Source organism: Pseudomonas mendocina, from assembly GCF_003008615.1.
Classification (GTDB): Bacteria; Pseudomonadota; Gammaproteobacteria; order Pseudomonadales; family Pseudomonadaceae; genus Aquipseudomonas; species Aquipseudomonas mendocina_C.
Map to the genome: position 1 here is coordinate 4,066,440 of NZ_CP027657.1, position 13,665 is coordinate 4,080,104.

At 63.2% G+C, this 13,665-nt stretch carries 14 protein-coding genes; 3 read left to right on the forward strand and 11 right to left on the reverse strand.

Features of this window, described 5'->3' with window-relative positions; genetic code table 11:
* Position 1: 1 nt before the first annotated feature.
* Both C7A17_RS18880 and C7A17_RS18885 read right to left on the reverse strand, forming a co-directional pair.
* The gene (locus C7A17_RS18880; RefSeq protein ID WP_106739463.1) at positions 2-676 is read right to left on the reverse strand and encodes a DUF1028 domain-containing protein; all 675 of its coding nucleotides are present in this window, start codon (positions 674-676) and stop codon (positions 2-4) included.
* A 122-nt stretch (positions 677-798) separates the two neighbouring features.
* Positions 799-2,322, reverse strand: coding sequence for a fumarate hydratase (locus tag C7A17_RS18885; RefSeq protein ID WP_106739464.1), 1,524 nt, complete (start codon positions 2,320-2,322; stop codon positions 799-801).
* A gap of 299 nt (positions 2,323-2,621) precedes the next feature.
* Here C7A17_RS18885 and C7A17_RS18890 point away from each other — a divergent pair, with 299 nt between their 5' ends.
* The 3 genes from C7A17_RS18890 to C7A17_RS18900 are packed head-to-tail and all read left to right on the forward strand — an operon-like array spanning position 2,622 to position 5,513.
* Entirely contained in the window at positions 2,622-3,749 is a 1,128-nt protein-coding gene (locus C7A17_RS18890) for a GGDEF domain-containing protein (protein ID WP_106739465.1), read from the forward strand.
* Entirely contained in the window at positions 3,742-4,680 is a 939-nt protein-coding gene (locus C7A17_RS18895) for an iron-sulfur-binding ferredoxin reductase (protein ID WP_106739466.1), read from the forward strand. Before C7A17_RS18890 ends, C7A17_RS18895 begins: the two co-directional genes overlap by 8 nt.
* Positions 4,681-4,739: 59 nt before the next feature.
* A complete protein-coding gene (locus tag C7A17_RS18900) occupies positions 4,740-5,513 on the forward strand; it encodes an enoyl-CoA hydratase (RefSeq protein WP_106739467.1) in 774 nt (257 codons plus the stop codon).
* A 163-nt stretch (positions 5,514-5,676) separates the two neighbouring features.
* Here C7A17_RS18900 and C7A17_RS18905 read toward each other — a convergent pair whose 3' ends face one another.
* The 9 genes from C7A17_RS18905 to metG form a co-directional block, all read right to left on the reverse strand.
* The gene (locus tag C7A17_RS18905; RefSeq protein ID WP_106739468.1) at positions 5,677-5,856 is read right to left on the reverse strand and encodes a PA3496 family putative envelope integrity protein; all 180 of its coding nucleotides are present in this window, start codon (positions 5,854-5,856) and stop codon (positions 5,677-5,679) included.
* A gap of 110 nt (positions 5,857-5,966) precedes the next feature.
* The gene (nth, locus tag C7A17_RS18910; RefSeq protein ID WP_106739469.1) at positions 5,967-6,605 is read right to left on the reverse strand and encodes an endonuclease III; all 639 of its coding nucleotides are present in this window, start codon (positions 6,603-6,605) and stop codon (positions 5,967-5,969) included.
* Entirely contained in the window at positions 6,605-7,156 is a 552-nt protein-coding gene (locus tag C7A17_RS18915) for an Rnf-Nqr domain containing protein (RefSeq protein ID WP_106739470.1), read from the reverse strand. The genes nth and C7A17_RS18915 overlap by 1 nt, the downstream gene beginning before the upstream one ends.
* Positions 7,153-7,740, reverse strand: a complete 588-nt coding sequence (locus tag C7A17_RS18920; protein ID WP_106739471.1) for an RnfABCDGE type electron transport complex subunit G — start codon at positions 7,738-7,740, stop codon at positions 7,153-7,155. Before C7A17_RS18920 ends, C7A17_RS18915 begins: the two co-directional genes overlap by 4 nt.
* Complete coding sequence (locus tag C7A17_RS18925) at positions 7,737-8,732, reverse strand: RnfABCDGE type electron transport complex subunit D (RefSeq protein ID WP_106743039.1); 996 nt, start codon at positions 8,730-8,732, stop codon at positions 7,737-7,739. Before C7A17_RS18925 ends, C7A17_RS18920 begins: the two co-directional genes overlap by 4 nt.
* Positions 8,716-9,861, reverse strand: coding sequence for an RnfABCDGE type electron transport complex subunit B (locus C7A17_RS18930; RefSeq protein WP_106739472.1), 1,146 nt, complete (start codon positions 9,859-9,861; stop codon positions 8,716-8,718). The genes C7A17_RS18925 and C7A17_RS18930 overlap by 17 nt, the downstream gene beginning before the upstream one ends.
* Positions 9,858-10,409, reverse strand: a complete 552-nt coding sequence (locus tag C7A17_RS18935) for an Rnf-Nqr domain containing protein (protein ID WP_106739473.1) — start codon at positions 10,407-10,409, stop codon at positions 9,858-9,860. The genes C7A17_RS18930 and C7A17_RS18935 overlap by 4 nt, the downstream gene beginning before the upstream one ends.
* Positions 10,410-10,495: 86 nt before the next feature.
* Entirely contained in the window at positions 10,496-11,269 is a 774-nt protein-coding gene (locus C7A17_RS18940; RefSeq protein ID WP_106739474.1) for a DUF4349 domain-containing protein, read from the reverse strand.
* 193 nt (positions 11,270-11,462) lie between these two features.
* Positions 11,463-13,499: a methionine--tRNA ligase gene (gene metG, locus C7A17_RS18945; RefSeq protein WP_106743042.1), complete on the reverse strand. Its 2,037-nt coding sequence runs from the start codon at positions 13,497-13,499 to the stop codon at positions 11,463-11,465.
* Positions 13,500-13,665 lie beyond the last annotated feature (166 nt).

Here is a 13,665-nt window from a genome sequence, read left to right on the forward strand (position 1 = left end):
CTCAGACCGAGTCTTCCGCAGCCTTGCCCGCCGGGTTCGCACGGGTTGGCATGGCGAGAATTTCCGGCAGCACGTCACGGGCGAATACCTCGTGCAGGCGCCGCAGCTCTGCCACCGGGTCGAGGTGATGATCGACGCGGATGTCCCACAGCGGGTACTGCTCATGATCGACCACATAGATCACCGCCGAGGATTCGCCGTGGCGATCGCCGCCGTGTTCATCGCCCGCGGCCAAGGCATCGATCAGGCGTTCGACCAATGGCCTGGCTTCACCGAGGCGGAAGGTATCGGCTACGGCATCCAGCACCTGCGGGCCGACCAGGCGATTGCCCTGTACAGAGAACTGCTCGCCGGCCAGTGAACCTGCCCAGGGAATGCATTTGTCGCCAGTCCAGCAGACGCTGTCGCCGTGGCGATCGATCAACGCGCACTGGCGCAGCTCCATGCAGGGGTCGGTGGTCATCAGCACGCTGAGTGCGGCAGGTGCCGAATAGCCTTGTCGCAGTAATTCCAGGCCGTCGAGGCCCAGGTAGGGATTGACCTGTGCCTGGGTGGCCACGGAACCGATGCCGGCGGCCGCATGACTGAGCAACTTACCCACGGCAGGCATGGCAGTGGCGGCGGCGACGCCGAATTGGCCGGTACGGGGGCAGCGAGCGATGATGGAAAAGGTCATGACGTCTCCTTTTTCGGCTTAGGCCACGTGTTTGCCGTCATCGTTCCGTTTTGCAGGGGCATTGAGGCCGAAAACGCAGAAGCCCGGCATTGGGCCGGGCTTCTGTTTGCAACTGGAGCGGGTTACTTCACTTCCACCGCCAGGCTTTCGGCGATCTTCTTGTTCCAGATCGCAGGTCCCGTGATGTGAACCGACTCGCCGTTGCTGTCGACGGCGACGGTGACCGGCATGTCCTTGACCTCGAACTCGTAGATCGCTTCCATGCCCAGCTCGGCGAACGCCAGCACCTTGGACTTCTTGATCGCCTGGGCCACCAGGTAGGCTGCGCCACCGACGGCCATCAGGTACACGGCCTTGTTGTCCTTGATCGCGTCGATGGCAGTCGGGCCGCGCTCGGATTTGCCGATCATGCCCAACAGGCCGGTCTGCTCGAGGATCTGCCGGGTGAATTTGTCCATCCGCGTGGCGGTGGTCGGGCCGGCTGGGCCTACCACTTCGTCGCCGATCGGGTCGACCGGGCCCACGTAGTAGATGAAGCGGCCTTTCAGGTCGACCGGCAGTTCTTCACCCTTGTTGAGCATCTCGACCATGCGCTTGTGCGCAGCGTCGCGACCGGTGAGCATCTTGCCGTTGAGCAGGATGGTCTCGCCCGGCTTCCAGCTCTGCACGTCTTCCGGGGTCAGGGTGTCGAGGTCGACGCGGCGCGCCGACGGGCCGGCTTCCCAGACGATTTCCGGGTAGGCGTCCAGATCCGGGGCCTCCAGCTCGGCCGGGCCGCTGCCATCAAGCACGAAGTGGGCGTGACGGGTCGCGGCGCAGTTGGGGATCATGCACACCGGCAGCGAAGCCGCGTGGGTCGGGTAGTCCATGATCTTGACGTCGAGCACGGTGGTCAGGCCGCCCAGGCCCTGGGCGCCGATGCCCAGCTGGTTGACCTTCTCGAACAGTTCCAGACGCAGCTCTTCGATCTTGTTCTGCGGGCCACGGGCTTGCAGCTCGTGGATGTCGATGTGCTCCATGAGCACTTCCTTGGCCATCACCGCGGCTTTCTCGGCGGTACCGCCGATGCCGATACCGAGCATGCCCGGCGGGCACCAGCCAGCACCCATGGTCGGAACGGTTTTCAGCACCCAGTCGACGATCGAGTCGGACGGGTTGAGCATGGCCATCTTCGACTTGTTCTCGGAACCGCCGCCTTTGGCTGCCACGTCCACTTCCACCTTGTCGCCAGGGACGATGGAGTAGTGGATCACCGCCGGGGTGTTGTCCTTGGTGTTTTTGCGGGCGCCTGCCGGGTCGGCGAGGATCGAGGCACGCAGGACGTTTTCCGGCAGATTGTAGGCGCGGCGTACGCCTTCGTTGATCATGTCGTCGACGCCCATGGTGGCGCCGTCCCAGCGCACGTCCATGCCCACCTTGATGAAGACGGTGACGATGCCGGTGTCCTGGCAGATCGGGCGGTGGCCGGTGGCGCACATGCGAGAGTTGATCAGAATCTGCGCCATGGAATCGCGGGCGGCAGGCGACTCTTCCTTCAGGTAGGCCTCGTGCATGGCCTGAATGAAGTCGACGGGATGGTAATAGGAGATGAACTGCAGGGCGTCGGCGACGCTCTGAATCAGGTCGTCCTGCTTGATCACGGTCATTGGGGCGCTCCTCTATCAGGGAACATCTATAAGGAAGCGCCGAATCTTGACCCGGCGCAGCGGCAAAAGGACATCTCCAGAAAACTACCTCGGCTGCAGCGTACCGCTTGGCCGTAGCCATGCGCGGCATCGTTGTGCTTTCTAGAGCGACCAAAAAGGCGCGGCAGTATAACTCGCCAGCCGCGACGGGCACAGCCGCCGAAGGTCGATGGTAAGGGCTGTGGGCGGTTATCGGCGGCCTAGGCTTTTTGTGATCACGGGGGTAGAGTACGGCAAGATGCCAGTATGGGACGGAGCCCATGAGCTCAACGACTCGCCGGGGAACGCAACGCAGCCTGCAGAACCTTCTGCTCAAACGCTTCGCCATGGCCTTCGCTTCCTACGCGATGATGGCGCTCGTCTGCTGGTTCGCCGTGTTCAACGGTCTCTTTCTTGGTTCGGTCAGCACCGCCGCCTGGCTGACGCTCGGTGTGTTCGGCAGCCAGCTGGTGTTTCTCTGGCTGTTTCTCTCCGGGCGGAATCTGCGTTTCGATGACCCCAGCCTGACCGAAGCTCAGGTGTTGGTGGCGCTGGCCTGGCAACCGCCGGTGCTGGCGTTCTTCGACAGTGCCCGTGGCAGCATGCTGGTGTTCTACATATTGATCCTGCTGTTCGGTGTATTCCAACTGCCGCCGCGGGTATTCGTGCGCTGCGCTGTTTTTGCGTTCTTCGGTTTCACCGCAATGGTGCTGATCGAAGCCTATCGCATGCAACTGGTCGACCCCAGCATGGCCTGGCTGCAGGTGTGGGTGGTGTTCATCATGCTGGTCTGGTTATGCCTGTTCTCCAGCTACGTGCAGGCGATGCGCAAGCGCATGCGTCAGCGTCGCTTCGCCCTGCAGGCGCACCAGGACACGCTGCGCGGGATGATGCGCCAGCTCGAGGATCTGGTCGCCACCGACGAGTTGACCGGCCTGTTCAATCGCCGCCACTTCCTGCGCCTGGCCAGCCGTGAGTTGCAGCACATGGGCAATGGGCGGCAACATGGCCTGGCATTGATCGACCTGGATCATTTCAAGCGGATCAACGATGCTCATGGCCATGCTGCGGGCGACCGCGTACTGCAGACCTTCGCCGCTGTAGCCCGCGCCTGTCTGCGTGATGGCGACATCATTGCCCGCTATGGCGGCGAGGAGTTCGTCCTGTTGTTGCCCAATACCGATGCTGACCAGTTCACCGCCTGTTGCGAGCGTCTGCGTGAAGCCTTCGCCACGGCCGAGCCAGTGGGGGTGAAAGTGGAGAATCTCAGCCTGTCCGCCGGTATGACCCTGTTGTGCGCTGACGATGATCTCGACGAGGCTCTGCAGCGTGCCGACCAGGCGCTTTACCAGGCCAAGCGCGGCGGCCGTAATCGTTGTGATGCCAGCTGGGAGGGGGCCGGTGCCTGAGTTGCGCGTGGGTACCCAGCAACTGCAGGTGGCCAGCCAGAGCAATCTGCTCGATGCTCTGCTGGCGGGCGGTGTTGCCGTGCCTTACAGCTGTCGCGCTGGCAGTTGTCATGCCTGCCTGGTGCGTTGCGTGGCTGGTGAGCCGCTGGATCGTCAGCCCGATGCACTGGCGCTCGACAAACGAGCCGAGGGATGGCGCCTGGCTTGCCAGTGCCTGGTAGTGGATGACCTCGAAGTCGAGCCGTTCGATCCACTGCGCGATGGCATAGGGGCTCAGGTTGTCGCCCTGGACTGGCCCAGCTCGCATGTGCTGCGTCTGCACTTGAGGCCGGCCCGCGCGCTACGTTACCGCGCCGGGCAGCACGTGGTGCTGTGGAACGCTGACGGTGTAGCGCGGCCTTATTCGCTGGCCAGCTTGCCGGGCGAGGACGAATGGCTGGAGTTTCATATCGATTGCCGCCTGCCCGGCGCCTTCAGCGATGCTGCTCGTCATCTGCAGGTTGGCGACAGCCTGCGTCTGGGGGAGCTGCGGGGTGGTGCGCTGCATTACGACCCGGATTGGCAGGCGCGGCCGCTCTGGCTGTTGGCCGCGGGTACTGGTCTGGCGCCCCTGTATGGCGTGCTGCGCGAAGCGCTACGCCAGGAACATCGCGGCGCCATTCGCCTTCTGCATGTCGCACATGAGCCTGCCGAGCATTACCTGGCCCAGGAACTTCAGGCATTGTGCGACGCACATCCGCTCCTGCAGGTCGAACAGGTGACGGCGGCGCAGTTGCCGGCTGCTTTGGCCGAACTGCGCCTTGTTTCCCGTCAGACCCTCGCCTTACTCTGCGGCCATCCTTCGACGGTCGACAGCTTCGCGCGGCGCCTCTACATGGCCGGTTTGCCGCGCAGCCAGATGCTCGCCGACGTCTTTCTGACCCGCGTATAGCGTGGCTGCGCCATACGCACCAATGCTGGTGCGCGTGGCGTACCCTACGGAGCTTTGGCATGAGCGAACACCTGCATATCGAACGTGATCGCGGTCTACTGACCCTGCGCATGCAGCGGCCGGACAAGAAGAACGCGCTGACCCGTGCCATGTATGCCGGTATGGCCGACGTGCTGGACGAGGCCGATCAGGACAGTGCGGTGCGTGCGGTCTTGTTGACCGGCGGCGAGGATTGCTTCACCAGCGGCAATGACCTGGCTGACTTCCTCCAGGCGCCTCCCTCCGGTTTGAACAGTGAAGTGTTCCACTTCATGCGTGCGCTATTCGACTTTTCCAAACCGGTGGTCGCTGCCGTCGCCGGCCCGGCTGTCGGGATTGGAACCACGCTGCTGCTGCACTGCGACCTGGTCTATGTCAGCCGCAGTGCGCAGTTGAGGATGCCCTTCGTCAATCTCGGCCTGTGCCCTGAATACGGTTCCAGCCTGATTCTGCCGCGCTTGCTCGGGCATGCACGGGCGGCTGAACTGTTGCTGCTTGGCGAGAGCTTCTCTGGAGCACAAGCCGCCGAGTGGGGCATCGCCAATCAGGTTCTGGATGATGGCGCCGCGACGCTGGCCATGGCCCGTGACATGGCTGAGCGCTTCCTCGAACTTCCCCCTTCGGCAGTGCTCGACAGCAAGCGCCTGATGCGCGCGCCGGGGCGTGAGGAGCTGCGCAAGGTGATCGAGGAGGAGGGCGCTCTGTTCGGCCAACGACTTCGTTCGCCGGAGGCCATCGAGGCGCTATCGGCCTTCATGCAGCGCAGAAAACCGGATTTTTCCAGGTTCGTCTGAGCGCATCCATGTAGGGCACGCTGTGCGCACCAGGCACTTGGCGCAGTCTGCGCCGACCCCAAATAAAAACGCCGCGACTGCTAGGCACGATCGCGGCGTTTTTCGGTGAAGGCAACCCTGACGCACTCGGACAGAAGTGCGCCAAAACCGGTGGGCCCTGCCTTCAGATGTCGAAGTCGTATTCGGCCAGCTGCTTGTGCAGGCGACGTTCTTCGAGGAAGTTGTCGATGATGCGGCGCTTGGTCAGATTGGTCTTGGCGACTTCCACCGCAGGCTCGGCATTGTCTGCATCGTCCGCGACAAAGTCTTCGTCCAGCTCGAGATCTTCTTTGTCAGTGCTCATCTTTTCACTCCAGGCCAGCTCTAGGGGCCATTTGCGCACCTTATAGCGACAAAAATAGGGCGGGTAAAAAAGATTTTTTCAATCAGAAGATCGCTGAATTCTATAGCCAATCAATCGTCGGAGGTCTTGGCCTTGTACTCGCACAGATCCTCGATACGGCAGGCGCCACAGCGGGGTTTGCGTGCCACGCACACGTAGCGTCCATGCAGGATAAGCCAGTGGTGCGCATCCAGCAGATAATCCTTGGGCACGAACTTGAGCAGCTTCTTCTCCACCTCCACCACATTCTTGCCTGGGGCGATGCCGGTGCGATTGCTGACGCGGAAAATATGCGTGTCCACCGCCATGGCCAACTGGCGGAAAGCGGTATTGAGCACCACGTTGGCGGTCTTGCGACCGACGCCGGGCAGCGCTTCGAGGTCCTCGCGGTTGTCCGGTACCTGGCTGCCGTGCTTCTCGATGAGGATGCGGCAGGCTTCGATGACGTTCTTCGCCTTGCTGTTGTACAGGCCGATGGTCTTGATGTACTCGGACAGCCCCTCGACGCCCAGGGCGTAGATGGCCTCCGGCGTGTTGGCGACCGGGAACAGTTTGGCGGTGGCCTTGTTGACGCTGACGTCGGTGGCCTGGGCTGACAGCGTGACTGCCACCAGCAATTCGAACGGCGTGGTGTAGGCGAGTTCGGTCTTGGGTTCCGGATTGTCTTCATGCAGACGACGGAAGATTTCGAGGCGTTTGGCGGCGTTCATCAGGCTTTTTCTGGTTTGAAGTGGCGAAACAATGCGAGCAACAGGCCGAGCAGGATAAAGGTGCCGGCCGCCTGCGTCAGCAACGGCAGGCCACCGAACAGTTGCCAGCCGCTGAATGCTGACCCGAACAGCCAGCCGGCATGAGCCAGAAGGCTGCCATGGCCGAACAGTTCACGCAGGGTGCCGAGCAACATGGCCAGGCCGAGCAATTGCAGGCCGCTACGCAGGCCTGCGCGAAATTTAGGCTCGTCCTGCAGGGGCAGCGCCAGGCAGGGTAATGCCAGCAGCGGCATGAACAGACCCAGGGCGGCAGCCAGTTCGGCGCTGATGATCTGCAACAGCAGCTGCGTACTACCGATGCACAATGCGGCGACCAGAAGAGATGTCAGCATCAGTGGTGCGTTTTTCACCCGGTCATGCAAGGGCGCCAGGACCAGGCCGCAGGTCAGTAGCGTCAGCAGGCCGATCAGCCCAACTGTGGCGGCCTTGATCAGCAGGTCGGTGGTGCCCAGCAGGGGAGCCAGAGCGAGCAGGATCGGCAGGCGCTTCATGGGTGCTCCCCCAGCAATCGCCCGCGTTCGACAGCATAGAAGCGCAGCGCAGCGTGCACGGCGTCCCTGACCGAGCGCGAGGTAATGGTGGCGCCGGCGATATGATCGATTGGCCCGCCATCGGCTTTCAATTGCCAATCATCATCCGCTGTCAGGTTGTTGAAGCGCTGCAGCCACGAGCGGCGTTGAGGGGCGGTGAGATCGGCCAGGCCAGGCGTTTCACGCTGCTCCAGCACCTTGCTGGCGATCAGCCTGCCATCGATGGCGATCGCGACCAGCAGGCGGATGGATCCTTCATAGCCGCGTGCGCTGACCGGCAGTAGCACTGCGCTTGGCTTGCCATGCAGACGGGCCAGGTAGCCGGTTTCGGCATAGGGGTTGCCGAGCAGGCCGCCAGCCGGCAGGGCGATGGTTTCCTGCAATGGGCGATTGTCGTAGTTGTCGGCTGGCAACAGGTCGAGCAATTGGCGCTCGCTGGCGGCCTGGCGCTCTTGCTCGATGCTCGGTGCGGCCAGATGCTGCATAGCGGTGAGCACACCGGCCACGCCCAGGACTAAGGCAGCAAGCAGCAGGCCAGGCTTCATCGACCAGCCTCCAGCCTGTCGAGGCGAGTGACGCACAGGTTCATCAGCAGCACGGCGAAAGCGATGCCATCGGGATAGCCGCCCCAGGTGCGGATGAGGTACGTCAGCAGGCCGACGCCGATGCCGAAATACAGCTGGCCTCGTGGCGTGCTGGCGCCGCTGATCGGTTCGCTGGCGATAAAGAAGGCGCCGAGCATGGTCGCACCACTGAACAGATGCAGCAGTGGTGAGCCGTTGGAGTCTGAGCCGCTGCCGTTCCAGCACAACAGGCTGATGACGAACAGTGCGCCAAGCATGCCCGCAGGTGCCTGCCAGCGAATCACCCGCTGCTGCAGGAGGAACGCGCCACCGGCGAGAAACGCCAGGTTGACCCACTCTGCTCCGCGACCTCCGACACCGCCAAATGCCGGGTGGCTGGCGAACAGCTCGTCCAGAGTCAGGCGATCATTGTGGCGTAGGGTGTCGAGCACTGTGGCCTGGCTCCAGCCGTCCGGCAGACTACTGCCGAAGGCGAATACCTGGTTCAGGGCGGCGAGTAGATCATGACTGGCGCCGGGCGCTGGCCACTGGGTCATCTGGGCAGGAAAGGCGATCAGGGCGAAGGCGTAGCCGAGCATGGCCGGGTTGAACGGATTGCGTCCGAAACCGCCGAAGATCGCTTTGCCGAACAGGCTGGCGAATGCGGCGCTGGCGACGGTCAGCCACCAGGGGGCATAGCTGGGCAGTGCGAGCGCCAGCAGGACGGCGCTGACCAGGCCGCTGCCTTCAGCCAGCCAGCGTTGCTCAAGCAGGTTACAGGTAGGCGCTGGCTGGTGGCGCAGGCGACGTACCAGCCAGTCGCAGGTGCAGCAGGTCAGGCAGGCCAGCAACAGCTGGATCAGCACGCCCCAGCCGTTGAACCACAACAGCGCCAGGGCGCCGGGCAGGCAGGCGAGCAGCACCCGCAGTAGAGCGGGGCGAGGGTCGAAGCCTGACTCAGCTGCGCTGGTAATCACTGAGGCGTTGCTCGGCTGTAGCCAGGCGCTGGCGTGCGGCCTCTACGGTCGCCTCGTCGACCGCGTTCGGGTCGGCTGCCAGGCGGCGCTCCAGGCGCTGCACTTCGGCGCGCGCGTAAGCGTGCGTGGTTTTCAGATCACGAAATTGCTTGTCGATTGGCTGCTTGTCGGTACGCACGAGGTTGGGCACCGGCTTGCCGCTGTTGTCTTCGGCAGTGTGCAGGGCCTGCTCGGCTTGCGCGAGGCTCTGTCGCAAACGCTGCAGCGTCGCTTCATCCGCGCCCTCGCGCTCGGCTTTGGCCAGTGCCGTGCGGCTGGTGAGCAACTGGATCTTGGCTTGCTTGAGCGCGGCGACGCCAGGTGTCGGGGCTGCAGGCGCTGGTGCGGGCATCGCATCCAGAGCGCTCTGTGCCTGGTCGGCTGCAGCGCGTAGTACCTCGACCTGGCGCTGCAACTCCTCGGTGCCGTGCTGGGCAAACTGCTTTTCGGCCTTGGCCAGTACCACCTTGGCCATTGCCGCTTCGATTTTCAGACGCTTGTAGGCGTCTTCGTTACCGGCGACAGGTTGCGTGACCCGTATCGCCACCGCTGCTGGTGCACGGGCCGTGCGTTCGGCCTGGCGCTTCTTCTCGTTTTTCAGCAGTCGCGCCTGGCGGGCGTCGTGGCGTTGACGGAACTGGTCGGCGCGTTCGCGCTGTCGTTCGATCTCTGCGCCGGTCAGCGGCAGGATGTCGATGCAGTCGACCGGGCAGGGCGCGACGCACAACTCGCAGCCGCTGCATTCGTCCGTGATCACCGTGTGCATCAGTTTGGCTGCGCCGACGATGGCGTCTACCGGGCAGGCCTGGATGCATTTGGTGCAGCCGATGCATTCGGCCTCGCGGATAAAGGCGATCTGCGCCGGTACTTCCGGCAGCTCCAGTGGCAGATAGGGGCGTTGCAGCAGATCTGCCAGGGCATGAACGGTGGCGCTACCGCCGGGCGGGCACTTGTTGATTGCCTCACCACTCGCAATGCCTTCGGCGTAGGGCAGGCAGCCGGGATGGCCGCATTTGCCGCACTGGGTCTGCGGCAGCAGGGCGTCGATGGCGCGAATACGGGCGTCGTTGCGCAGGGCCTGGCTCATAGTACCCCCATGCCGTTGAAGCCGAGGAAGGCCAGGCCCATCAGGCCGGCGCTGATCAGCAAGATCGGCGTGCCACGAAATGCGACCGGCACATCGCAGCGCTCGACGCGCACTTGTAGGTCATCGAACAGTTGCAGGATCAGCCAGAAGCCGAGCCCACCGGCGAGGCCAAAAGCCAGGGCGCTGCTGAACGTTTCCAGGGGTCTGGCCAGCAGCATGGCGCCCAGGCCGTTGCCTAGCAGAATGGGCCACAGACCAGGCTGAGCCAGGGCCGGTCGCCAGTGTGCCAGCAGGGTTGGCAGCAGCCAGGCCAGACCGGCACTCAGCAGAATGAATGCGAGCAGGTACAGATAGGACAGCGCTGCGCCTTGCAGAAGATATTCGCTCAGCCAGGCCGCCAGGGGCACGGCGAGCAGGATCAGCAACGCGGCGCAGGGGCCAAGCGCCTGCAAGCGCAGGTGGCGTAGGGCGTCGGCGGCCAGCGGCAGGCCGAGCGCGAAGTGGCTGATCAGGGCGGCGCCGATCAGGGCGAAGAAGAAGTCGGTCATGCGCGTCGCGTGAGGATGGCTGGATACGGCCGCGTATTATCCGGGGCGCGGCGCGGTGGTACAACCGCGCCGGCTGTCGCAGCGCCTTACTCGGCCTTGCGGGTAAGGCGGCGCCACAACCAGCGCAGCAGCAAGGCGAGTGGGAACAGCAGAATCAGGAAGGGCAGGCCGTAACCGATGAACTCGATGACGTTGGCGGTACCTTCGGCGAGGTTGTCCTTCAGGCGCGAGAAGGCTTCACCGATGCGGCCCATGGGCGAATGTTCATAGGGACTGGTGAAGTTCAGCGTCAGCAGGTTGGTGTCCAGACGCCGCTGCTGCTGAGCGGCCTCCTGAGCGATGGCCTGCAACTGCACCTCGACGGCGGCCAGTTCACGTGCCAGGGCCAGCAGGTCGGCGACGGCCAGATCGGTACGTTCCTGGAATTGCTGCAGGTTCTGTTGTTGGCGCAGCAACTGGTCGTGCTGGCGGCGGTTGTCGGAGACGGCCTGGGCCAGGTCTTCGGCGCGGGTGTTGCGGCTGGTCAGCTCGCCGCCTTCGCTGGCGAAATGGGTGATCGGCTCGACACCATCCGGCACGATGCGCAGGGTCAGCTCGCCGCGTGGCGACTTGCCGCTGCTCTGCTGTGCGGCGATCAGGCTGCAAGCGCCGAACTGTGCGCTCAGGCAGGCTTCACGGGTACTGGCTAGGCGCTCGCCGAGTTGCTCTGCTGGCAATTCGATACCGACATGATGCTCGTAGGCCAGGTAGCTGCCGGCCTGGTTGCGTTCGCCATGCAGGGCGCCGCCAAGCGGTAGCCCTGACGGGTCGGAGCAACCCGTCAGGGCTAGCAAAAACAGCACAACCATCCATGGTTTCATCGCGTTCTCCTTAGAACCTGTTCACGATCTGCTACGCGTCGGCCCTACTGCGTTAAAAACAGGCTCGTAACGCTCATTTACAGCTCGTAAAGTCGAGCGCTACTCCGACCGTTCCTCGCCTGTTTTTGCGGGGCCGCCATCGGTGTTGTATGGCTCTAGCTCGCGAGATCGTGAACGGGTTCTTACGTTGTGATTATTTGACGCGCTGGCCCGGCTTGGCGCCGCTGTCCGGGCTGAGCAGGTAGATTTCCTCACCGCCAGGGCCGGCCGCCAGCACCATGCCTTCGGATACGCCGAACTTCATCTTGCGCGGCGCCAGGTTGGCGACGTACAGCGTCAGGCGACCTTCCAGCTTGCTCGGATCCGGGTAGGCGGACTTGATGCCGGAGAACACGTTGCGCTTTTCGTCACCGATATCCAGCGACAGGCGTAGCAGCTTGTCGGCACCTTCGACGAACTCGCATTTCTCGATCAACGCGATGCGCAGGTCGACGGCAGCGAAGGCGTCAAAGTTGATCTCGGCGGCCAGCGGGTCTTTCGACAGCTCGCCATTGCCCGCTGGCTTGCTGGCCTCGGCGGCCAGGTCTTCCTTGGAGGCTTCGACCATGGCTTCGATCTTCGCCAACTCGATACGGGTCAGCAGCGGGTTGAACGGATTGAGCTGGTGATCGGCCAGCGGCGTGCTGAGGTCGTTCCAGGTCAGTGCCGGCGCGTTGAGGAAGGCCTCGGCCTCGGCCGCGAGCTTCGGCAGTACCGGCTTGAGCAGGATGATCAACTGGCGGAACAGGTTGATGCCCAGCGCGCAAATTTCCTGCACTTCGGCCTGTTTGCCTTCGATCTTGTTCAGTGCCCAGGGTGCCTTGTCGGCGATCCAGGCGTTGGCGCGGTCGGCCAGCGCCATGATCTCACGCATGGCGCGGGAGAAGTCGCGCGCCTCGTAGGCTTCGGCGATGCTCGGTGCGGCGACCTGGAAGGCTTCCCACAGCGCGGGTTCCGGGTTGGCGGTAACCAGCACGCCAGCGTTGCCCTTGTGGATGAAGCCGGCGCAGCGGCTGGCGATGTTGACCACCTTGCCGACCAGGTCGGAGTTGACCTTCTGCACGAAGTCTTCGAGGTTCAGGTCGAGGTCGTCGACACCACGGCCCAGCTTGGAGGCGTAGTAGTAGCGCAGGTACTCCGGGTTCAGGTGATCCAGGTAGGTACGCGCCTTGATGAAGGTGCCACGCGACTTGGACATCTTCTGCCCGTTGACGGTCAGGTAGCCGTGCACGTTGACGCCGGTCGGCTTGCGGTAGCCCGCGCCTTCGAGCATCGCCGGCCAGAACAGAGCGTGGAAGTTGACGATGTCCTTGCCGATGAAGTGGTACAGCTCGGCGGTCGAGTCCTTGCCCCAGAACGCGTCGAAGTCCAGATCCGGACGGCGCGCGCATAGGTTCTTGAAGCTGGCCATGTAGCCGATCGGCGCGTCCAGCCAGACATAGAAGTACTTGCCCGGCTCACCGGGAATCTCGAAGCCGAAGTAGGGAGCATCACGCGAGATGTCCCACTCCTGCAGGCCGCTGTCCAGCCACTCGGCCAGTTTGTTGGCGACTGCCTCCTGCAATGTGCCGGAACGTGTCCATTTCTGGAGCATGTCCTGGAACTGTGGCAGCTTGAAGAAGAAGTGCTTGGAGTCTTTGAGTACCGGCACGGCACCAGAAATCGCCGAGCGTGGATCTTTCAACTCGGTTGGTTCGTAGGTGGCGCCGCATTTCTCACAGTTGTCGCCGTACTGGTCTTCGGCCGCACATTTCGGGCAGGTGCCCTTGATGAAGCGGTCAGCCAGGAACATGCCTTTTTCCGGATCGAAATACTGGGTTACTGAGCGAGTGGCGATATGGCCGTTCTCGTTCAGCGCCTTGTAGATCGCTTCCGATAGCTCGCGGTTTTCAGGCGAGTGAGTGGAGTGGAAGTTGTCGAAATCCACGCCGAAGTCGGCGAAGTCGGCCATGTGCTCGGCGCGCACGCCATCGATCAACTGTTCCGGCGTGATGCCTTCCTTCTCGGCACGCAGCATGATTGCCGAGCCATGTGCATCGTCGGCGCAGACGTAGATGGCCTGGTTGCCTCGCAGTTTCTGGAAGCGTACCCACATGTCGGTCTGCACGTACTCGAGCATGTGCCCGAGGTGGATCGAACCGTTGGCATAGGGGAGGGCGCTGGTAACGAGAATCTTGCGGGCTTCGCTCATGATGATCGGCTGCACTGGTAAAACAAAGGGAGTCGGCAACTATAAAGCAGCGGGCAGTTGCAAGCCACCTGCGCCGACCCTGCTGTACACACTGGATGGATTGACGCAGGCGGGGTCGTCCTCGGCAGCCTGCGGTATGATGCCCGCCTGTTTCACTCAACCTTTC

Excerpts from the sequence above, each read along its gene's own strand:
- C7A17_RS18880 (WP_106739463.1), bottom strand. The coding sequence starts at position 676 with ATGACCTTTTCCATCATCGCTCGCTGCCCCCGTACCGGCCAATTCGGC.
- C7A17_RS18885 (WP_106739464.1), bottom strand. The coding sequence starts at position 2,322 with ATGACCGTGATCAAGCAGGACGACCTGATTCAGAGCGTCGCCGACGCC.
- C7A17_RS18890 (WP_106739465.1), top strand. The coding sequence starts at position 2,622 with ATGAGCTCAACGACTCGCCGGGGAACGCAACGCAGCCTGCAGAACCTT.
- C7A17_RS18900 (WP_106739467.1), top strand. The coding sequence starts at position 4,740 with ATGAGCGAACACCTGCATATCGAACGTGATCGCGGTCTACTGACCCTG.
- C7A17_RS18905 (WP_106739468.1), bottom strand. The coding sequence starts at position 5,856 with ATGAGCACTGACAAAGAAGATCTCGAGCTGGACGAAGACTTTGTCGCG.
- nth (WP_106739469.1), bottom strand. The coding sequence starts at position 6,605 with ATGAACGCCGCCAAACGCCTCGAAATCTTCCGTCGTCTGCATGAAGAC.
- C7A17_RS18915 (WP_106739470.1), bottom strand. The coding sequence starts at position 7,156 with ATGAAGCGCCTGCCGATCCTGCTCGCTCTGGCTCCCCTGCTGGGCACC.
- C7A17_RS18920 (WP_106739471.1), bottom strand. The coding sequence starts at position 7,740 with ATGAAGCCTGGCCTGCTGCTTGCTGCCTTAGTCCTGGGCGTGGCCGGT.
- C7A17_RS18930 (WP_106739472.1), bottom strand. The coding sequence starts at position 9,861 with ATGAGCCAGGCCCTGCGCAACGACGCCCGTATTCGCGCCATCGACGCC.
- C7A17_RS18935 (WP_106739473.1), bottom strand. The coding sequence starts at position 10,409 with ATGACCGACTTCTTCTTCGCCCTGATCGGCGCCGCCCTGATCAGCCAC.
- C7A17_RS18940 (WP_106739474.1), bottom strand. The coding sequence starts at position 11,269 with ATGAAACCATGGATGGTTGTGCTGTTTTTGCTAGCCCTGACGGGTTGC.
- metG (WP_106743042.1), bottom strand. The coding sequence starts at position 13,499 with ATGAGCGAAGCCCGCAAGATTCTCGTTACCAGCGCCCTCCCCTATGCC.